Below are 20,442 nucleotides of genomic sequence, written 5' to 3'. Positions count from 1 at the left end.
CTTACTCCGCTGCCGGCGTCCGCGTCCGCGCCGGCATCAGCTTGGCCCGCAGCGATGATTCGATGGCATCGGCAACTTCGGGGTGCTCCTTCAGGTAGTTGCGCGAGTTGTCCTTGCCTTGGCCGATCTTGTCGCCCTTGTAGGCATACCAGGCGCCGGATTTCTCGACGAAACCGTGCTCGACGCCGAGGTCGATCAATTCGCCGAGCTTGGAGATGCCTTCGTTGTAGAGAATCTCGAAGTGCGCCTCGCGGAACGGCGGCGCCATCTTGTTCTTGACGACCTTGACGCGCGTCTCGTTGCCGACCACTTCCTCGCCCTTCTTGATCGCGCCGGTGCGGCGGATGTCGAGGCGCACCGAGGCGTAGAACTTCAGCGCATTGCCGCCGGTGGTGGTTTCCGGCGATCCGTACATCACGCCGATCTTCATGCGGATCTGGTTGATGAAGATCACCAGCGTGTTGGAACGCTTGATGTTGGCCGTGAGCTTGCGCAGCGCCTGCGACATCAGGCGTGCCTGCAGGCCGACGTGGCTGTCGCCCATCTCGCCTTCGATTTCGGCCTTCGGCACCAGCGCCGCCACCGAGTCGACGACGATGCAATCGACGCTGTTCGAGCGCACCAGCATGTCGGCGATTTCCAGCGCCTGTTCACCGGTGTCCGGCTGCGAGATCAGCAGGTCCGACACCTGCACGCCCAGGCGCTCCGCATACTGGGGATCAAGAGCGTTCTCGGCGTCGATGTAGGCTGCCGTGCCGCCGTGCTTCTGGATCTCCGCGACCACCTGCAGGCACAGCGTGGTTTTACCGGACGACTCGGGACCATAGATTTCGATGACGCGGCCCTTCGGCAAGCCGCCGATGCCGAGTGCAACATCCAGCGCCAGCGAACCGGTCGACACGACCTCAACATCGCGCGCCGGATCGTCGGCGCCCATCCGCATCACTGCGCCCTTGCCGAACTGTTTCTCGATCTGGCTAAGGGCGGCTTCCAGTGCCTTTTTCCGATTGTCGTCCATGGTCGTGGTACCGGTCGGTGCTGCGTTGGGCTTCGCCATCGTGATCTTCGTCTGCCTAGTGAACTGCTTACTTGCCGGCGCGCGCGAGGTATTCGCCGGTACGGGTATCGACCTTCACCAGTTCGTCCTGCTGGACGAACAGCGGCACGCGCACCATGGCGCCGGTTTCAAGCTTGGCCGGCTTGCCGCCGCCGCCCGAGGTGTCGCCACGCAGGCCGGGATCGGTTTCGGTGATCTTGAGGATCACGGTGTTCGGGGCGGCCACGCTGAGCGGCACGCCATTCCAGAGCAGCACCGTGCAGGTTTCCTCGCCCTTCAGCCACTGCTTGGCGTCGGCCATCGCAGCGTCATTGGCCTGGATCTGCTCGAAGCTGACCGGATCCATGAAGGTCCAGAACTCGCCGTCGTTGTAGAGGTACTGCATTTCCGTCTGTTCGACGTCCGCCAGTTCCCAGGTGTCACCGGACTTCAGGGTCTTCTCGAACACGCGGCCGGTCTTGAGCGCGCGGATCTTGATCGTGTTCGTGGCCTGACCCTTGCCAGGCTTGCGGTATTCGTTGTCGAGGATCGCGTACGGTTCGCCGTCAATGAGAACCTTGACGCCCGACTTCATTTCGTTGGTGCTGACAGTAGCCATGAGAGTTCCGCTGTGAGGGGTCTGGTGGTCGGATGGGCCGACCTTGCTGCACGCACGGTTCGGCGGGGTGAAAACGGTCTTCCAGTCTAATGGATTGCCGTTTTGCCGAATACCGCCACCACTGGCTGCTTGCGCTGCGGGGACGCCGAACGTTCCGCAGCCTTCGATTTCCAGTACCTCGAAGTTTTTTGAAAAAAGCGCTTGAGGTCTGCGAAGCACCCTCCTATACTGCGCCTCCGCTGCACGGGGCCATAGCTCAGCTGGGAGAGCGCTTGCATGGCATGCAAGAGGTCGCCGGTTCGATCCCGGCTGGCTCCACCACTTCCCAAGTGGTACATGTTTCACCGCCTCGTTGTCCCTATCGTCTAGAGGCCTAGGACACCACCCTTTCACGGTGAGAACCGGGGTTCGAATCCCCGTAGGGACGCCATCATCGAACACGCGCTTCCGATGATGCAGGTTGTACAGACTCCATTTCTCAATCAACGCCCGCTGCATTCGTTGCGGTGTGGCGAAGCTGCGTTCGTCTGCCTCGCAACACTGCGTCCACAACGCATGTTGCGAATACGTTTCCCCGCGTTGCTGCACCGATCCCGCCTTCTGCGGGCGAACCCCTTCCAGGGCTGTATTCGACGAAGAGCCGATACCCATTGCCACCACGGCCGGTAAGCTTGATTCCGTCAGGCACGGCATGCGGATGTCGCCGGCCCTCCTGGCAAGCACTAACGAGGAGAAGTCGCCGTGGAAACGCCATTGAGCCCGCTGGATTTCGCGCGTCGCGCGCTGAAGCTGCACGCCGATCGCGAAGCGGTCGTCGACGGCGAGCACCGGTTCACCTATGCGCAGTTTCTTGGCCGTTGCGATCGAGGCTCTTCCGCGCTGCAATCGCTTGGCGTCGGCAAGGGCGACCGTGTCGCTCTGATCTCGCCGAACACGCACAGCAACCTCGAGATGTACTACGCGGCTCCGCAGTATGGTGCCGTGATCGTGCCGATCAATTATCGACTGACGGCCGATGATTTCGTTTACCTGATCAATCACAGCGGTGCGAAGGTCGTCTGCGCACACCCCGATTACTTCGAAGCCATCGACAGTATTCGCAACCAGTTGCCCGGCGTATCGCATTTCATCGCGTTCGAAGGCACACGTGCCGGCTGGCTGGAATACGAAAAGCTGCTGGCTGATGCCAGCCCGGATTTCGAGCGCCATCCGGTGGAAGAGACCGACCTGCTGTCGGTCAACTACACGAGCGGCACGACGTCGCGTCCCAAGGGCGTGATGATCACGCACCGCAACGCTTGGATGAACTCGGTCGGCGTGCTCGTTCACCTGCACATGACACCATCGGATCGCTACCTGTGGACGCTGCCGATGTTCCACGCCAACGGCTGGACATTCGTGTGGACGGTGACGGCAGTCGGCGGCACCCATGTCTGCCTGCGCAAGGTCGAACCGCTGGCGATCTATGAGCACATCAACCGCGAGCACGTGACCCTGCTGTGTGCCGCCCCGACAGTGCTGATCGGCATTGCCAATGGGCCGGAGGCGCAGCGCCGTGCCGTACGTCCTGGCGTGCAGGTGATCACCGCAGGCGCGCCGCCGGCTCCGGCGACCATCGAACGCGTCGAAGGCGAGCTGAAATGGACGATCACCCAGGCCTACGGACTGACCGAGACGTCGCCCTTCATCACCATCTGCGAGCCACTGCCTGCGCATAGCGAGCTGACGTCCGAACAGCGCGCCAGGATCAAGGCTCGTCAGGGCGTCGAACTGATCACCTCGGGTGAAACCGCAGTCTTCGACGACAACGATCAGCCGGTTCCAGCTGATGGCGCGACGCTCGGCGAAATCGTGGCGCGCGGCAACACCGTGATGCGCGGCTACTACAACGATCCGGAGGCCAGCGCGAAGGCTCTCAAGGGCGGCTGGTTCCGCACGGGCGATGCTGCTGTGGTGCATCCGGACGGCTACATCGAGATCCGCGACCGCATCAAGGACGTGATCATTTCCGGGGGAGAGAACATTTCCTCGATCGAGGTGGAAGCGGCGTTGCTGCGGCACCCCGCCATCGTCGAAGTGGCGGTGGTCGGCATGCCGCATGAAAAATGGGGCGAATCGCCCGAAGCCTTCGTGGTGCTGCGCGACGGCGCCAGCCTCGCTGATGGCGAACTGAAAGCGTTCTGCCGCCAGAACCTGGCGCACTTCAAGGTGCCGACCGCGTTCCATGTGGTGCTGGAATTGCCGAAGACGGCAACCGGCAAGATTCAGAAGTTCGTGCTTCGCGGCAAGCGCGCGGCCATCGCGACGCAGTAGACGCCCTCGGATGGGACGGGCCCGAATCGCTAATGCTTTCGGGCCCATCATCCGTGCGCCGTTGCCCTTGGTACGCCCATCGGCTCGCCGACCGGCGGGGTAGCCAGCAGCATGGGTTCGAGTCGTTGTCGCACACTGCCTGGAAGCGCGGACCAGCACGAGCGGTAATCCTTGCCCGCTGCCACGATCACGCTTGCCGCTGGCCGGTGCGCAAGGGCAGCGGCGCCACAAGCGGATGCCGAAGTGGCGCGCCGGCCCATGACCTCAGCCCGCGACGCCAGGGATGGCGGACAGCACGGCGTCGAGCAGCGGCGATCGAAACTGCACGACCAGCCCGAGCATCGTCGCGACAATACCCGCCTTCAGAAACCGCGTGACCGCGGGATTGTCGGGCAGCGCCGGGCCGGCGATGAACTGCGACGAAATCGCGAGCGGCCCTGTCAGCTCTCGTCCAGGCGTGGCGGCCTGCACGACGATGCCCCGGCGGACTTCGTCGAAATAACGCTGACGATGCTGGACAACGCTGCGGTTGATCAGCCGGCGGCGGCGTGCTTCTTCACGTTGCTGTTGCAGGTTCATCGACGTACTCCTATGACGCCCAGGGCCAGTCCTTCGATCACCAGTTCCTGCTGACGCAGGTCGAGGACGATCGGCTGGTAGGCCGGGTCGCTGTTTTCGGGAATCAGGCTGACGATGTGGCCGTCGCGCTTGAAGCGCTTGACCGTGGCTTCATCGCCGATGCGGGCCACGACGATCTGGCCGTTCATGGCATTGCTGGCGCGCTTCACGGCCAGCAGGTCGCCATCGAGGATGCCGGCATCGCGCATCGACTGGCCCTTGACGCGCAGCAGGAAATCCGGCGCCGGCTCGAACAGGTTGGCGGCGAGATCGCGGTGATCGTCGAGGTTTTCGACTGCGAGGATCGGCAGACCGGCCGCGACTCGGCCGACGACCGGCACCTTGAGCATTTCAACGCGGCGTTCGCGGTGCTGGGCAGCGAGCCGGATGCCGCGCGCCTGCCCGGTCACTTCCAGATGCCCCTTCTCGGCCAGGGTACGGAGGTACTGCTCCGCCGAGTTCGCGGAACGCAGGCCGAAGGCTGCGGCGATCTCCGCCCGGGTCGGCGCACCGCCGTTTTCGGCGATGTGCGTGCGGATGAAGTCGAGTACCTGGGCCTGCCGTGCAGTAAGATCCGTCATCGAAGTGCGGGTGAGTGCGTGATATGTATATTTATACAAATCACCGGTTCCCGCTGTAAAGTGCCGTTCGTCGGCACCAGACCGATATACCGGCGCCGTCCGCTGGCGCCTTTCTTCTGGTCGGCGGTCAGTGGAAGTTGCGCGCGGGCACCGGCAGGCCAGTCAGCCAGTCGCTGGCATCGCGAAATCGCCGGGCGACGATGTGGGTCACGCCATCCACCTTCTGCAGCTCACCGGCCACGATCAGTATCCGGCTGCCGAGCACGACGGCCCGCTGGGCGTCGAAGGCGCGTTTCCAGACGATCAGGTTGTGACAGCCGGTTTCGTCTTCCAACGTCATGAACAGCACGCCCTTGGCGGTCTGCGGGCGCTGCCGATTCAGCACCAGCCCGGCCACCCGCACGCCCTGCCCATGTTTGAGTGCTGCCATGTCCGCCGAGGTGCGGACACCCAGCTTCGCCAGCTTCGGCCGCAGCAGTGCCAGCGGATGACGGCGCAGGCTTAACGAGGTGCTCTGGTAATCGGCCAGCACGTCCTCGGCTTCCGCCGGCGGCCGCAAGGCGATGTCGTGCTCCGTTGCCGCGTGGCCGTCGAGCAGCGGCGGCAGGTCGTCGAACCCCTGCACGTCCCAGTGGGCGGCATGACGGTGTCCCGCCAGCCGACGCAGCGCATCGGCCCTAGCCAGCAGGCGGCGGGCGCGATCATCGAGCCCGGCGCGCCGCACCAGATCCTCGATGCTGGCGAACGGCGCCTCGCGGCGCGCAGCCAGCAGACGCTTGGCGGCATCGGCATCGAAGCCGGCGATCAGCCGCAGCCCGAGCCGGATCGCCGGCCTCTCGCGTCCGCGCACCAGGCTGCACTCCCAGTCGCTGTTGGCGACATCCACCGGCCGCACCTCGACACCGGCCCGGCGCGCTTCGCGGATCAGCTGCGCCGGCGCATAGAAGCCCATCGGCTGACTGTTGACGAGTGCTGCGAAGAATGCCGCCGGGTGGTGGCACTTGATCCATGACGAGACATAGGCGAGCAGCGCGAAGCTGGCCGAGTGCGATTCCGGGAAGCCATAGGAGCCGAAGCCCTTGATCATCTCGAAGATCTGTTCGGCGAAGCTCCGTTGGTAGCCGTTGCGCTCCATGCCATCAAGCAGGCGCTGGCGCATCGGCAGCAGCGAGCCGTCCTTGCCCCAGGCGGCCATTGCACGACGCAGCTGGTCGGCCTCGCCCTGGGTGAAGCCGGCGGCGACATTGGCGATCTCGATCACCTGTTCCTGGAACAGCGGCACACCGAGGGTTCGCTGCAGCACCTCCTTGAGTGCTTCGCTCGGGTAGCTGACTGTTTCCGGGGCGTTCCGGCGCTTCAGGTACGGATGCACCATGCCGCCCTGGATCGGCCCGGGGCGGACGATGGCAATCTGGATGACCAGGTCGTAGAAGTTCGCGGGTTTCAGCCTCGGCAGCATGCTCATCTGCGCCCGCGATTCGATCTGGAACACGCCGACGGTGTCGCCGGCCTGGATCATCTCGAAGGTTTCCTTGTCATCGCGAGGAATGCTGGCGATCGAATGCTGGATGCCCTTCTCGAGACGAATGAAATCGAACATCCGCCGGATCGCGCTGAGCATGCCTAGCGCCAGGCAATCGACCTTCAGCAGCCCCAGCGCCTCCAGATCGTCCTTCTCCCACTGGATGATCGTGCGATCCGGCATCGCCGCGTTCTCCACCGGCACCAGCGCGTGCAGTGGATGCTCGGAAATGACGAAGCCGCCGACGTGCTGCGACAGATGCCGCGGCGTGCCGATCAGCGCCTTGACCAGCGCCAGCCAGCGCGCGACGACGGGCGTGTCCGGATCGAAGCCCTGCTCGCGCAGCCGGATCGGCAGGCTGTCCGGCTCGTCCCACCAGGCCAGCGAGCTGGCGAGGCGGTCGATCTCGTCGGCACCGATGCCGAGCGCGCGGCCGACATCGCGGATCGCGGATTTCCGCCGATAGCGGATCACCGTGGCAGCCAGCGCGGCCCGGTCGCGGCCGTACTTGCCGTAGATGTACTGCATCACCTCCTCGCGCCGCTGATGCTCGAAGTCGACGTCGATGTCCGGCGGCTCGTTGCGCTCGCGGGACAGGAAGCGGCCGAACAGCAGGCGCTGCTCGGCCGGGTTCACGCTGGTGATGCCGAGCGCGTAGCAGACCGCCGAATTGGCCGCCGAGCCACGGCCCTGGCAGAGGATTTCCGGGCTCCGCGACCGCGCCCAGCGCACGATGTCGTGCACGGTCAGGAAGAAGGCTTCGTAGCGCAGCTCGATGATCAGCTCCAGTTCGGTCTCGATCTGCCGGCGCACGGCCGGCGGCTCGCCATCCGGCCAGCGGTCGCGGAGGCCCTGCTCGGTCAGCACGCGCAGCCAGCTGCTGCGGTCGTGGCCGTCCGGCACCAGCTCGTGCGGATACTCGTAGTTCAGCCCGGCCATCGTGAACGTGCAGCGGGCGGCTATCGCCGCCGCTTCGGCCAGCAGCGCGTCCGGATACAGGCTGCGCAGTTCGGCGATCGGCCGCAGATGGCGCTCGCCGTTCGGAAACAGCCGCGCGCCGCAGTCTTCCAGCGCCAGGCCGTGACGGATCGCGGTCATCGTGTCCTGCAGCGCGCGCGCTTCGCGAACATGCATGTGGACATCGCCAGCCGCCGTGCAGCGCAGGTTCAGATGCCGGCCGAGGCTCTGCAGCCGCTGCAGCCGGGCGCGGTCGTCGCCGCTGCGGTGCAGTTCCACGGCGATCCAGGCGCGGTTGCCGAAGGTTGCGGCGACGAAACCGCCCTCGCCTTCGGCCTGCGTGTCGTCATCCGGCGGCAGCCACAGCGCCAGGGTCTGGTCGAGATCGACGAGGTCGGCGCGGGTCAGGAAGTAGTCGCCCTTGTCGGCGGCGCGGCGGCCGGTGGTGATCAGCCGGCAGATCTGGCTATAGGCCGCGTGATCCGGCGCCAGCAGCACCAGCCGCAGGCCGTCATCCAGCCGGAACTCGCTGCCCACGATCAGCTTGAAGCCGCGTTCCTTCGCCGCTACATGCGCCTGCACGGCACCGGCCATCGAGCATTCGTCAGTGATCGCCAGCGCCGTGTAGCCCTGCGCCTGCGCAGCCTCGACCAGCTGGGCCGGCGACGAAGCGCCGCGCAGAAAACTGTAGTGCGACAGGCAGTGCAGCTCGGCGTAGTCGACGGCCGGCAGCAGCGGCAGCTCCGGCTGCCGCAGCGATGGCAGCGGGGCAAGCAGCCGGGCCAGCTGCCGGCTGCGTTCGGCCGGGGGCGTTTCGTCGACCGGATTGCGCGCCTCAGGCATCGGACGGCTCGCCGCTTCAGGCCCAGACGCCGTGCAGGAACCAGCTTTCGCTGCGGCGATCGCGGTACACCCACAGGCTGCTGCCCTGCACCTCGCTGCGGTAGTAGTCGCGCTGCACATCGTCGCCGTCCCACCAGCCGCCTTCCAGCCGTTCGAAGCCAGCTATCCTGGCCGGTGCTGCAGCCAGCGGCTTCGGTGGATCGATCAGCCAGACCGGTCGCGGCGGCAGCGCCGCCAGGCCGAGCAACGCGGCCGGCGACGGTGCAGGCGCATCGCAGGCGCGCAGCCGCCAGCTGCGTTCCGGACGGTGATCGGCCACCAGGCCGAGCGCGCTCACCGCATCGGCACCGAGCCGGGCGACCAGCTTTTCGACAAGCGTGCTCCAGGCCTCGTCATCGCCGGCATGGCTGTCGAACAGATCGCCCTGGCCGGTCGGCGGCTCGATGAACTGATCGGCCTGCAGCTTCAGGCTGTGCACCGGCGCGGGCAGCGGCAGCCGGCCCAGCCGCTCGCGCAGCACCCGCAGCAGGCGCTCGGCATCGCGCGCCGGGCTGGCCAGCCGCAGGTCGAGCACGGTATCCGGCTGCGCCTTGCCGCCGCTGGCGCGGCCGTGGCTCAGCACCAGCCGGAACGCCTGCAGGCCGGTGTCGCGAGCCTTCAGGAAATAGCCCAGTTCGCGGCTCATCCGCTGCAGCGGGAACAGCAGGCCTTCGGCGTGCTCGACCTCGCCGAGCAGGTCGAAGCGGCGCTGGTATTTCGGCGGCAGCCGGTAGCGCGGCCGGACGTCAGGCCGGCGGCCCAGCAGCCGGTCCAGATACAGCGTGAACGCCGGCCCGTGGCGCTTGGCCAGCGGCGCGGCCGGCAGGGCCAGCAGTTCACCGATCGTGTCCAGGCCGACGGCTTTCAAAGCGTCCTGCACCTTCGGTGCCAGCGGCAGCGCCGCCAGCGGCAGGTCCGAAAGCGCGGCCGGCAGCGCGGCGGCGTCGAGCACCGGCTCGCTCAGCCCGGACCGCGCCAGCAGCGCCGCCGCTTCCAAGGTCGGGGCCACGCCGCGCTGGCCGCTGTGGCCGCTGTCGGCGAAGCCGGCGTCGAAGTCCGCCAGCAGCGCATCGAGCCCGCCGAACAGCTTGAGACTCGCGCCGATGTCGACCCACAGCAGCGCGCACGGCAGGCCGTAGTCCAGGTCACTTTCGGTGATCTCCCAGACCAGTTCCGAGCCGTATCGATAGGCCCAGGCCGCCAGCGCCGCCATCGCTTCGCGCTCGGCTCTGGGCCTGCGCTCGACGGCGCGGATGTCCGGATGCAGCGTTTGCACGGTGCCCCAATCGGTACCCGGCGCGATGCGCCCGGAAGCGCCGGCGATCACCCAGCGGCGCGCGCCGCGACGGGCGGTGACCACGCGCTCCGGGCTGCTCTCGCCGAGCGCCTCGATCGCGAACTGCGGCAGATGCAGACACAGCCAGAGCATCGCGATCAGCCGTTCGCAGACCGCGCCGGCAGCAGTAGATCAACCGCTACCGGGGTGCCGCCACGGCACTTGAAGATGTCGATCTGCAGGCCACCGGGCCGGGCCGCGAGCTTCAGGCGCAGCGCCGCTGGCGAAAACTCGGCCGCCGCCGCTGGCTCGCGGAACATCAGCGCCGTGGTCTTGCCGGCTTCGGCGGCCAGCTGGAAACGCTTCAGCTCCACCTGACCGAGCCGCCCCGGCCAGGCCAGCACCGCACCGCAGGGGCCGGCGCGCAGGATCTGCTCGGTCGCCCACAGGCCACCGTCCTCGGATTGCGGTCGCACCAGCAGCAACCGGCTCAGCACCACGCCGGCCTGGGCCAGCGCCGGGGCGAACGGCAGGTGCGGCGGATCGACCATCGCCACCCGGCCGCCGGCCTGGGTCAGCCGGGCAACCCACGGCAGCACCAGCTGCATCTCGCCGATGCCCTGGGCCTCCGGGAACAGCTCGGTCAGCGCGCCGACCGGCCAGCCGCCGCCGGGGAGCCGGCGGTCCAGCTCGGCATGGCCGCTGGGCTCGGCGGTGACCCGGGCGAAGCTGCTGCCACGCCAGACATCCGGCCGCGCCAGCACTTCGCTCAAGGTGGGTGCCGGGGCGGTCATGGCAGCCCCCGTAGTTCATGCAGAACCTGCAGAAGACGGGGCAAGCCTTTGATTTCGCATAATGAAGAAGCAATTGGAACCGGCAGGACGGGCAGCATGAGAGGTCATCGAAACAGTGATTTATGTATATTTATACAATTTCACCGACCAATCTGCATCTGCCGTTCGGCTGCTGCCCCTCTCGATTCCTAGCCGATTCCTGACCGATTCCTGACCGGTTCGACGTGCGAAATCCCGTGCCCTGCACAAGGCCAGTCGCGGCCGGATGGGTGTTTCACGGCACGACGCCGGCCGGCCGCCATTCGGCACAGGCCTTGCTGAATATCATCGAGACATCGTCATCATGGATATGCCACGGTAGGCGGCATCTCCTTCTCCACCACAGGTCAACTGATCCACACGATGAAAGTGCTGATGCTGGGCGCCGGGGCCACCGGCGGTTATTTCGGCGGGCGCATGCTCGAAGCCGGCCGCGATGTGACGTTCCTGGTCCGCGAGCACCGCGCCGCGCAACTGCGTGGCAACGGTCTGGTGATCCGCAGCCCGGTCGGCGATCTGCGCCTGAAGCCGCGGGTGCTGATCAGCGGCCATGTCCACGAAACCTTCGATCTGGTGATCCTGTCGTGCAAGGCCTACGACCTGGATTCGGCGATCACCGCGATCGCCCCGGCCATCGGCCCCGACACCGCCGTGCTGCCGCTGCTCAACGGTTTGCGCCATTTCGAGCTGCTCGACGCCCGTTTCGGCGCCGACAAGGTGTTGCGCGGCCTCTGCTCGATCGCCGTCCAGCTGAGCAGCGATGGCGCGATCGAACATCTGAGCCGGCTGCACGCCCTGCGCTTCGGCGAGGCCGACGAACGCCGCACGCCCCGGGTCGAGGCGATCGATGCCCTGCTCGCCGGCTGCAAGTTCGATGGCAAGTCGAGCTACGGCATCCAGCAGGCGCTGTGGGAAAAGTGGGTGATGCTGGCCAGCCTCGCCGGCATGACCTGCCTGCTGCGTGCCAATGTCGGCGACATCGTGGCGGCGGACGAAGGCCGCCAGCTGATGCTCGACACGCTCGACGAATGCATCGCCATCGCCGGCGCCCACGGCCATGCGCCGCGCCAGAATGTGGCCGACGGCGTCCGCGCGATCCTGACCGAGTCCGGCTCGCTGGCCAAGGCGTCGATGCTTCGCGACCTCGAGCACGGCGGCAAGGTCGAAGCCGACCATGTGCTGGGCGACCTGATCGCCCGTGGCACGGCCAAGGGCCTGGCCTCGCCGCTGCTGAAGGCAGCCTACGCCAGCCTGAAGATCTACGAGCTGGGCCTGAAGAAGCCACGCAAGGCCTGAAGGAGGCCGGTGTGCCGCGCGCCCCGGAAGGCGTGCGGCGCCCGCATCACAGGTAGCGGTAGTGCACCCGGTTGGTCAGGCCGCAGAACAGCTCGTAGGCCAGCGTGCCAGCCCAGGTCGCGACTTCCTCGGCCGGCAGGCCATCGCCCCAGAGGATCACCGGATCGCCGACCGCCGCCTGCGGCAGCGCCCGCAGGTCGACGGTAATCATGTCCATCGACACCCGGCCGATCATCGGCACCCGGACACCGTGGATCAGCACCGGCGCGCCGGTCGGCAGGATGCGGTGTACGCCGTCGGCATAGCCGACCGCGACCACGCCGACCCGCATCGTTTCCGGGCAGCGGTAGGTGGCGCCGTAGCCGACGGTTTCGCCAGCGGCGATCTCGTGCACGGCGATCAGCCGGCTGGCCACCTGCATCGCCGGCTTCAGATCCAGATCAGCCGCCGTCCGGCCCGGCAGCGGGCTGGCGCCGTAGAGCATCAGGCCCGGCCGCACCCAGTCGACCCGCGCCTGCGGCCAGGCGATCAGGCCAGCGGAATTGGCGATCGAGCGAGCCCCCGGCAGATAGGCCATGGTCGCCTTGAAGGCGTCGATCTGGGCTGCGGTCATCGGGCTGTCGAGGTCATCGGCACAGGCCAGATGGGTGATCCAGCCCTGCAGCCGCCACTGCGGCTGGGCCAGCGCCGCTTTCAGCAGCGCGCCGGCCTCGGCCAGCGGAAAGCCGAGCCGGTGCATGCCGCTGTCGAGCTTGAACCAGACCGCCAGCGGCGTTTCAAAGGCGAGCCCCGCCAGCAGTTCGAGCTGCCAGCGATCATGGATGACGATCTCCAGTCCCAGCGCTGCGGCTTCCAGCGCTTCCTCGCGCGACAGCACGCCTTCCAGCAGCGCGATGCGGGTGCCGATGCCGGCGTCGCGCAAGGTCACGGCTTCCTCGAGACAGGCGACCGCGAAGGCGTCGACGCCGGCCTCGGCCAGCGTCCGCGCGACCGGCACCGCGCCGTGGCCATAGCCATCGGCCTTGATCGCCGCCATGACCTTCGACTGTGGCGCGAGCGCGCGGACGCGGCCCAGGTTGTGACGGATCGCCGACAGATCGACCGTCGCGGTGACGCGGGGAATGGCCATTGCAGTGTGCGGACGAAAAAACGCGGATCAGCCGTTGTACATGTACTCGGGCGCCAGGTTGTCGAAGCGCGTGTACTTGCCGAGGAAGGCGGTCTTGATCTTGCCGGTCGGGCCCGAACGCTGCTTGGCGATGATGATCTCGGCGGTGCCCTGCTGCGCCGATTCCTTGTTGTGGTAATCGTCGCGGTAGACGAACAGCACCATGTCGGCATCCTGCTCGATGGAGCCGGACTCTCTGAGGTCGGACATGATCGGCCGCTTGTCCTGGCGCGCTTCCAGCGAACGCGACAGCTGCGACAGCGCGATGATCGGCACCTTCAGCTCCTTGGCCAGCGCCTTCAGCGAGCGGGAGATTTCCGAGATCTCGTTGGTGCGGTTCTCGCGGTTCGACGGCACCTGCATCAGCTGGATGTAGTCGACCACGATCAGCGCCAGCTTCGGATGCTTGGCGGCGATGCGGCGGGCGCGGCCGGCCAGTTCCTGCGGCGACAGCGAGCCGGTCTCGTCGATGAACAGCGGCGCTTCGCGCAGCAGGCCGCTGGCCGACACCAGACGGCTCCAGTCGCCGTCTTCCATGTCGCCGGAGCGCAGCGCCTGCTGGTCGATGCGGCCGAACGAGGACAGCACGCGCAGCGCCAGCTGCTCGGCCGACATTTCCATCGAGAACACGGCGGTCGGCAGCTTCTGCTCGATCGCCACGTGCTCGGCGATGTTCATCGCGAAGCTGGTCTTGCCCATGCCCGGACGGCCGCCGACGATGATCAGATCGCCCGGGTGCATGCCCTGGGTCATCGCATCGAGATCGGTGAAGCCGGTCGGACAACCGGCCAGGCCGTTCGGATTGGTGCGCAGCATCTCCAGGCGGGCTTCGATGGCGTCCATCAGCGCCGGCATTTCCTTGGCCTGGCTGGCGGCCTTGGAACCGCGCGCGCGGATCGCGAACACGCCCTGCTCGGCGACATCGATCAGGGTGCCGGGCGGGCGTCCGTCCGGCTGGTAGCCGAGTTCGGCGATGTCCTGCCCCACCGCGATCAGGCTGCGCAGCACCGAGCGCTCGCGGACGATCTCGGCATAGGCCTTGATGTTGGCCGCCGACGGCGTATCCGCCGCCAGGGTGCCGAGGTAGCTCATGCCGCCGGCTTCGTCGAGCTTGCCCTGATGACGCAGGTGCTCCGACAGCGTGACGAAATCGCAGGGCCGGCCGGCATTCAGCAGCTCGGCGATCGCCTTGAAGATCGTCCGGTGGTCCTGGGTGTAGAAGTCCTCCTCGGCCACCTGGTCGACCAGTTCGTACCAGGCCCGGTTGTTCAGCAGCAGGCCGCCGAGCACCGACTGCTCGGCCTCGATCGAATGCGGCGGGTGCTTCGGGCTGGCGGCCAGCCGCGGCGCCTGGGCAGGGTTCGGATTCGGGAACGGAGTGGCCATCATGATCTCTCGGCTGACCTTGGAGCCTGCGCGCGCGGCATTGCGGCTGCGACGGAACAAGCCCTGATTATCCTGTGGACAAACCGTGCAAAACCACCGGCTGCCACAAACGAATCGGCCCGCACGAGGCGGGCCGATCGCGACACGGAAGCGGCTGGAATCAGCCCTTCGCTTCCTCGATCACGACGATGATCGACGACTCGACTTCCGAGTGCAGGCGCACGGCCACCGTATAAGTGCCGGTCACGCGCAGCGCGCCTTCCGGCATCTCGATCTCGCTCTTTTCGAGCTCGAACTTGGTGCCGACGGTGGCGCGGGCGATTTCCGCCGGGCCGACCGAGCCGTACAGCTTGCCTTCATCGGCGGCCAGCGCCTTGATGGTGACGTGCTTGCCGGCCAGCGCTTCGGCGCGCAGCTTCGCGGCGTTCAGCGATTCCGCGTACTTCTTCATCAGTTCGGCCTTGCGAACTTCGAAGACTTCCTTGTTGCCGGCGGTCGCGGTCAGCGCCTTGCCCTGCGGCAGCAGGTAGTTGCGGCCGTAACCGGACTTGACCTTGACGACATCGCCGAGGTCACCGAGCTTGTTCACCTTCTCGAGCAGGATCAGTTCCATGGGTCTTCTCCTTATTCGTGGGCGTCGGTGTACGGCAGCAGCGCCAGGTAGCGCGCGTTCTTGATCGCCGAACCCAGCTGGCGCTGGTAGCGCGCCTTGGTGCCGGTGATGCGGCTCGGCACGATCTTGCCGTTTTCGGACACGTACTGCTTCAGCGTGGCCAGATCCTTGTAGTCGATCCGGACAGTGCCTTCAGCGGTGAACTTGCAGCTCTTCTTCTTGCGGAAAAAACGGGACATGGCTTACGCGCCCTCTTCAGTCGTGGTGGCGGCGGCATCGGCGGCAGCGGCTTCGCCTTCGGCATTGCGCTTGTATTCCGGCTTCTTGTCTTCTTCCGGCGCCTTGAACAGCGGCGACTGCTCGGTTTCCGCCTTGTCCATGCGGATCACCAGCTTGCGGATGACGGCGTCGTTGAAGCGGAACGCGCTTTCCAGCTCCTTCAGGACGGCATCGGAGCACTCGATGTTCATCAGCACGTAGTGCGCCTTGTGCAGCTTGGCGACCGGGTAGGCCAGCTGGCGGCGGCCCCAGTCTTCCATGCGGTGCACGGCACCACCATCGGACTCGACCATGCTCTTGTAACGCTCGATCATGGCCGGAACCTGATCGCTCTGGTCCGGGTGGACCATGACCACGACTTCGTAATGACGCATCGGAACTCCTGAAAACAGCCTTGTGGATGCGGTCCGGCGGTCGCCGGACCTGGCAGTCCCCCGCAAATCGACTCACGTGCAACGGGCGGTGGGACAAGGTTTTCCGGGACGGCGGACCTGCGGCCAGCCCGGAAAGGTCGCGGAGTTTACGGGTTCGGCGGAAGTGGCGCAAACGCACCGCCTGAAGGCATCCGGCGTCAGGGCGTGATCACGCAGCAGCGCGGGTTCGACAGCAACTCGCGGGCCCGCGCCTCGCCGGCATCGACATCCACCGGGCGCAGGCGCTTGCGCATGCCGGTCAGCAGCTGATCGAAACGTGGCGTCAGCCGCGCCACGGCGTGGATCTGGTCCAGCGCACGGAAATGGGCGTAGGCCTCGATGTCGTTCTGCGGCAGCACTTCGCCGCCGGCGTACCAGCCGGCCATCGTCCACAACGCCGACACCGAACCCGCTTCGCGGGCCCGGCTCGTGTAGTCGATCGCCTCGGCCTGCAGCGCTTCCTGCCGGGCGCGCAGCGCCGGCGTGCATTCGGCGAGCGACTCGCAGTAGTCGTCGGGCGGCAGGCGCATCGGCAGGTTGATCTGCGCTTCGATCACCCCGGCATCGGCGGATTTCTTCAGCCAGTCGCGAAAGCCCTGGCGGGCAGCGGCGGGAATGCCGTCGCACTGCACGAACTGGTGGCGCAGGGTGGCGATTTCCGCCTTCGGCGAATCGACTTCCCAGCGACCGCGACGGCGGGTCTGGTGGATGGCCTCGATCTCCGCTTCCAGCGCATCGGCGCTGGCCGGGACTTCGCGGCACTCGAACAGCAGGTTGCCGAGCCGGTACTGCGACAGCGCGTTGCCGCTCTCCGCTTCCGGCAGCAGCTTCGCGTAGGCGTCGGCAAAGCGGCCGGCTGGCAGCGCGATGCGCGGCCGGCGCACCAGGCGGACCGCGACGCCAGATTCGACCACCGCGCTCTGCACCGTCTGGCGCGGCGCCATGCCGACAGCCGGCGGCATCACCGGCAACGGCAGGGCCGGCACCGTCGGCGACGGCTCGGATACGGCCAGCGGCACGGGGTTCGCCGGCTCGTCGGGCATCAGGGCCTGCCAGCCGATCACCAGCGCCAGCAGCGCGGCGATCAGCAGTGCCCACCGGAGCCCGGGTTTCACGTCAGCTCACTTCTTGCGCGCGACCTTGGCCGGCTTGTGGCTGCGCTGGCGATAGGCCTCGTAGAGACACACCGCAGCCGCCACCGACACGTTCAGGCTTTCGATGCGCTCGCCCTTCATCGGAATGCGCACCACGCGGTCGCAGCATTCGCGGGTCAGGCGGCGCAGGCCCTCGGCTTCGCCGCCCATCACCAGCACCAGCGGGCCGGTCAGGTCGACATCGAACAGCGATTCCTCGCCCTCGCCCGCCAGGCCGACGACCCAGTAGCCGAGCTGCTTGAGCTGCTCCAGCTTGCGGACCAGGTTGGTCACCGCCACCACCGGCACCCGCTCGGCGGAGCCGGCGGCAGCCGAACGGGCGGCCGGCGTCAGGCCGACGGCGCGATCCTTCGGGATCACCACCGCATCGACGCCGACCGCGTCCGAAGTGCGCAGGCAGGCGCCGAGGTTGTGCGGGTCCTGGACGCCGTCGAGCGCCAGGATCAGCCGCTCCGGTGTCGCCGGCAGGTCGATGATTTCCTCGCCGCCGAGGTCGGAAGCCTCGATCGCTGCCAGCACGCCCTGATGGCGCAGACCCGGCGCCCGGATGTCGAGGATGTCGCGGGCCACCTTGCGCACCGTGATGTTGCGCTTGGCGGCGAGGTCGATCAGCTTCTCGGCGCGCGCATCGCGGCGGGTTTCGGCCAGCAGGATCTCGCGCGGCTTGACGCCGCCATCCTCGATCGCCGCGATGACGGCGTGGAAGCCGCCGATGTAGGTCTCTGCCATGAATGCGCTACCGGGTTGAATGCGGCGCGCAGTTTACGACTGTCGGCCGTCGCGTGAGCCCGGCAGCGGCGCGAAATAGCCGGCCGCCAGCAGGATCGCGCCGACCAGCAGGAACGCCGCAATGCGCGCCAGGGTGCCGGTGCCGGCGGTGTCGACCGCGAACAGCTTGATCGCCACCACGGCCATCAAGCCGCCGCCGATCAGCCAGATGCCGCGCAGGCCCCGGCGCGCGGCGATCCACATGACGCCGCAGCCGATCAGGCTCCAGACCACCGAGACACTGGCCTGCAGCAGGGCGGAATCGAGCAGCGCCGCGCCCTTCAGCGGCGTGCCGCAGCTGTAATGCAGGCCGCGCACCAGCGCGCCGTTCAGCCAGACGAACGCGGCGATCGCCGCCAGCGCGGCGGGCAGATGCCGCGCGGCAGGCGGCCCGCCCGGCGCCAGCTGCCACGGCTGCAGCGCGGAATCGCGGCGGTGCCATGCGTAGGCCAGCACGCCAGCCACCGCCAGCACCGTGACATCGAGCGGATTCAGCAGCGGCCAGGTCGGCAGCGGCGCGGCGTTGCCGTTGGCGTACAGCGCCGCGACCACGATCCAGCCCAGCAGCCACAGCGCCAGCGGTGCCGCCAGCCAGCGCGCATACAGCGGCCGGTGGCCCGCCATCGGGCCGCTGTCCGGAAAGCGGGCGACGAAGGCCAGCGCGCTGGCCGGCGCGATGCCGGCGGCCAGCCAGGGCCAGTCGCCGCCCAGCTGGTCGCGCAGATGCCACGCCAGTTCCAGGCCGCCGAGCCAGACCTTCAGCAGCGCCGGCAACACATGCGAAGCGGACTGTGGCGACGGTGTCGGGGTCGGCGGCGCGCCCGGGGCCGCACCGCGCTCCCAGCGCCACAGCACCGCGTAATGGACGACGAGCAGCAGCAGCCAGCCGAGCGCCCCGCCCTGGTACGACGGCCGATGTTCGAGCGCGACCGCCAACCCACCCAGCGCGAACAGCAGGGCCGTGACTTCACCCAGCTGCAGCAGCCAGAACCAGCCGAGCCGCAGCCCTGCCACCGCCAGCAGCGCGACGCTGATCGCGCCGAAGGCCAGATCGAAGCCGGTGGCCCAGGCCGGCGCCAGCTGATCGAGCTGCGCCGTGCCGGCGTACAGCCACCAGGCCAGTGCCCAGACGGCCGCCACGCGCGGCAGCAGGGTCTCGCCGCGGGCGCGCCACAGCCACGTGCCGCTGGCGAAACCGGCGACCGCCAGCAGTGCTGCGCCCGGCACGCCGATGGCGAACAGCGCGCGGCCCGCCGAGGGCGCCGCAGCGCTGCCGTCACCGATGGCGATCAGCTGCGCAGCGCCGGCCAGCAGCTGGATCAGCAGGCCGAAGCCGAGCGTCCAGCGCCGCTGCTGGCGCAGGCCGAGCCAGACCGCGCCGGCCCCTTCCAGCGCCCAGGTGGCGGCGGTCGCCTGCTCGTCCCAGTACAGCGGCACGGCCAGGCTCAGCAGCACCACGCCGATCGCCATGAAGGCCAGCGCGGTGGTCTGCCAGTGCGCGCGGCCGCTGCGCAGCAGTGCGCTCGCGACCAGCAGGTAGAAGACGCCGAAGCCGGCGGCGCTGATCGCCAGACCGTGCGGGTAGTCGATGACCAGACTGGCCTGCAGCGACAGCACGATCGCCGGCAGGCCGAACAGCAGGCTGCCGGAGACCACGCTGCGCCGTTCGCCGCCGCGCGCCGACAGCACGGTCACGGCGATGTACATCGCGAAGAACAGCAGCAGGAAGAACTCCGCGCTGGCGAACCATTCCAGCCGGTAGGCGGTGGCACGCCACAGCGTGGTGATCACGAACGTGAAGGTGAAGCCGAGCAGGTTCAGCAGCCCCCAGCCGCGTGCGGCGGCGACCGCGAACACGCCGAGGTTCAGCACCGTGTAGTAGCCGAACAGCAGGAGATGGCTGCCGTCGCCGCCGATCATCAGCGGCGCGGCAAAGCCGCCGGCGAAGCCGATGATCGCCAGCGGCAGCGCGTTCTGGCGCACCGCGAGCCCGGCCGAAGCCGCCGCCACCAGCACCAGCAGCGCGAAGGCCGGCGTCGGCGGCAGCACGGCATACAGGCGCAGCGCGGCCAGCACCGTCAGGTACAGCAAGGCCAGGCCACCGCCCTGCAAGGTCAGCGCATAGGCGCTGACCCGGTCGCGCAGCCGCCAACCGGTGGCGACCATCGCCAGCGCCGCCGCCGACAGCCCGGCCAGCCGCAGCTCCGCCGGCAGCCAGCCTTCCTCGGCTGCATACCGGATCAGGTAGACGGCGCCGATGAAGGTGATCAGCACGCCGAGCCGCGCCAGCGGATTGCCGCTGCGCGCCCAGTCGAGCAGCCGTTCGAGGCCGGCATCGAGCAGCGACGGGCGCCGCGCCGTCGCGGCGGCCGGCGCCGGATCGCCCAGCGGCATCGAGGCCGACCGCGGCGACGGCAACGGATCGGGGTTGGATTCGGGCTCGGGATCAGGTGGGCGTTCGGCACCAACCGCCGGCGCGCTGCCATCGACAGCAGCACCGGCGGCCGATGGCGCGGCATCCGTGCCCGCAGCCATCCGCTGGGCAGCATCGAGCCTCGCGTTCAGCAGCTGGAGCTTCTGCTCGACCTGCCGCAATCGCCCGAACAGGTAGCCGCAGAACGCACCCAGCCAGGCCGCTTCGACCTGCTGTAACGCGACCGCCGCCAGGACCGCGAACAGCAGCATCCAGGCGATCGGCCATCCGGGACGCGGCTGCGGCATCAGACGG

17 protein-coding genes and 2 tRNA genes are annotated in these 20,442 nt (G+C 67.8%); 4 read left to right on the top strand and 15 right to left on the bottom strand.

The window, feature by feature from the left end; genetic code table 11:
* Position 1: 1 nt before the first annotated feature.
* Both recA and efp read right to left on the bottom strand, forming a co-directional pair.
* Positions 2 to 1,018 carry a recombinase RecA gene (gene recA, locus ACTIGJ_RS13865; protein ID WP_439640913.1) on the bottom strand — a complete coding sequence of 339 codons (1,017 nt, stop codon included), beginning with the start codon at positions 1,016 to 1,018 and terminating at the stop codon, positions 2 to 4.
* Between the two features lie 67 nt (positions 1,019 to 1,085).
* Positions 1,086 to 1,655, bottom strand: a complete 570-nt coding sequence (gene efp / locus ACTIGJ_RS13860; protein ID WP_439640912.1) for an elongation factor P — start codon at positions 1,653 to 1,655, stop codon at positions 1,086 to 1,088.
* A 245-nt stretch (positions 1,656 to 1,900) separates the two neighbouring features.
* On the opposite strand from efp, the gene ACTIGJ_RS13855 reads away from it, so the two are divergent.
* From ACTIGJ_RS13855 to ACTIGJ_RS13845, 3 genes are all read left to right on the top strand, one after another.
* A tRNA-Ala gene (locus ACTIGJ_RS13855) sits at positions 1,901 to 1,976 on the top strand.
* Positions 1,977 to 2,009: 33 nt separating this feature from the next.
* A tRNA-Glu gene (locus ACTIGJ_RS13850) sits at positions 2,010 to 2,085 on the top strand.
* A 311-nt stretch (positions 2,086 to 2,396) separates the two neighbouring features.
* Complete coding sequence (locus tag ACTIGJ_RS13845) at positions 2,397 to 3,968, top strand: long-chain-fatty-acid--CoA ligase (protein WP_439640911.1); 1,572 nt, start codon at positions 2,397 to 2,399, stop codon at positions 3,966 to 3,968.
* Positions 3,969 to 4,232: 264 nt separating this feature from the next.
* Here the strand turns inward: ACTIGJ_RS13845 and ACTIGJ_RS13840 are convergent, their stop codons facing one another.
* The 5 genes from ACTIGJ_RS13840 to imuA form a co-directional block, all read right to left on the bottom strand.
* Positions 4,233 to 4,547 (bottom strand): hypothetical protein, encoded by a 315-nt coding sequence (locus tag ACTIGJ_RS13840; protein ID WP_439640910.1) that lies wholly within the window; start codon positions 4,545 to 4,547, stop codon positions 4,233 to 4,235.
* Complete coding sequence (lexA, locus tag ACTIGJ_RS13835) at positions 4,544 to 5,167, bottom strand: transcriptional repressor LexA (RefSeq protein ID WP_439640909.1); 624 nt, start codon at positions 5,165 to 5,167, stop codon at positions 4,544 to 4,546. Before lexA ends, ACTIGJ_RS13840 begins: the two co-directional genes overlap by 4 nt.
* Positions 5,168 to 5,294: 127 nt before the next feature.
* Positions 5,295 to 8,489, bottom strand: coding sequence for an error-prone DNA polymerase (locus ACTIGJ_RS13830; RefSeq protein ID WP_439640908.1), 3,195 nt, complete (start codon positions 8,487 to 8,489; stop codon positions 5,295 to 5,297).
* Positions 8,490 to 8,505: 16 nt separating this feature from the next.
* Positions 8,506 to 9,957 carry a Y-family DNA polymerase gene (locus tag ACTIGJ_RS13825; RefSeq protein ID WP_439640907.1) on the bottom strand — a complete coding sequence of 484 codons (1,452 nt, stop codon included), beginning with the start codon at positions 9,955 to 9,957 and terminating at the stop codon, positions 8,506 to 8,508.
* Between the two features lie 5 nt (positions 9,958 to 9,962).
* A complete protein-coding gene (gene imuA, locus ACTIGJ_RS13820; protein WP_439640906.1) occupies positions 9,963 to 10,598 on the bottom strand; it encodes a translesion DNA synthesis-associated protein ImuA in 636 nt (211 codons plus the stop codon).
* A 402-nt stretch (positions 10,599 to 11,000) separates the two neighbouring features.
* On the opposite strand from imuA, the gene panE reads away from it, so the two are divergent.
* Positions 11,001 to 11,933, top strand: a complete 933-nt coding sequence (gene panE / locus ACTIGJ_RS13815; RefSeq protein WP_439640905.1) for a 2-dehydropantoate 2-reductase — start codon at positions 11,001 to 11,003, stop codon at positions 11,931 to 11,933.
* Between the two features lie 46 nt (positions 11,934 to 11,979).
* Here the strand turns inward: panE and alr are convergent, their stop codons facing one another.
* The 8 genes from alr to ACTIGJ_RS13775 form a co-directional block, all read right to left on the bottom strand.
* Positions 11,980 to 13,062 carry an alanine racemase gene (alr, locus tag ACTIGJ_RS13810; protein WP_439640904.1) on the bottom strand — a complete coding sequence of 361 codons (1,083 nt, stop codon included), beginning with the start codon at positions 13,060 to 13,062 and terminating at the stop codon, positions 11,980 to 11,982.
* A 27-nt stretch (positions 13,063 to 13,089) separates the two neighbouring features.
* Positions 13,090 to 14,442: a replicative DNA helicase gene (gene dnaB, locus ACTIGJ_RS13805; RefSeq protein ID WP_439640955.1), complete on the bottom strand. Its 1,353-nt coding sequence runs from the start codon at positions 14,440 to 14,442 to the stop codon at positions 13,090 to 13,092.
* 205 nt (positions 14,443 to 14,647) lie between these two features.
* Complete coding sequence (gene rplI / locus ACTIGJ_RS13800; RefSeq protein WP_439640903.1) at positions 14,648 to 15,100, bottom strand: 50S ribosomal protein L9; 453 nt, start codon at positions 15,098 to 15,100, stop codon at positions 14,648 to 14,650.
* 11 nt (positions 15,101 to 15,111) lie between these two features.
* Complete coding sequence (gene rpsR / locus ACTIGJ_RS13795) at positions 15,112 to 15,339, bottom strand: 30S ribosomal protein S18 (protein ID WP_293000685.1); 228 nt, start codon at positions 15,337 to 15,339, stop codon at positions 15,112 to 15,114.
* A 3-nt stretch (positions 15,340 to 15,342) separates the two neighbouring features.
* Positions 15,343 to 15,753: a 30S ribosomal protein S6 gene (gene rpsF / locus ACTIGJ_RS13790; protein WP_439640902.1), complete on the bottom strand. Its 411-nt coding sequence runs from the start codon at positions 15,751 to 15,753 to the stop codon at positions 15,343 to 15,345.
* 197 nt (positions 15,754 to 15,950) lie between these two features.
* Positions 15,951 to 16,907, bottom strand: coding sequence for a hypothetical protein (locus ACTIGJ_RS13785; RefSeq protein ID WP_439640901.1), 957 nt, complete (start codon positions 16,905 to 16,907; stop codon positions 15,951 to 15,953).
* Positions 16,908 to 16,913: 6 nt separating this feature from the next.
* Complete coding sequence (rlmB, locus tag ACTIGJ_RS13780) at positions 16,914 to 17,675, bottom strand: 23S rRNA (guanosine(2251)-2'-O)-methyltransferase RlmB (RefSeq protein ID WP_439640900.1); 762 nt, start codon at positions 17,673 to 17,675, stop codon at positions 16,914 to 16,916.
* Between the two features lie 33 nt (positions 17,676 to 17,708).
* Positions 17,709 to 20,435, bottom strand: coding sequence for a DUF2339 domain-containing protein (locus ACTIGJ_RS13775; RefSeq protein ID WP_439640899.1), 2,727 nt, complete (start codon positions 20,433 to 20,435; stop codon positions 17,709 to 17,711).
* Between the last annotated feature and the right edge of the window lie 7 nt (positions 20,436 to 20,442).

Source organism: Nevskia sp. (assembly GCF_051860985.1).
Lineage (GTDB): Bacteria > Pseudomonadota > Gammaproteobacteria > Nevskiales > Nevskiaceae > Nevskia.
This window is presented reverse-complemented; position numbering and strand designations above follow the sequence as displayed.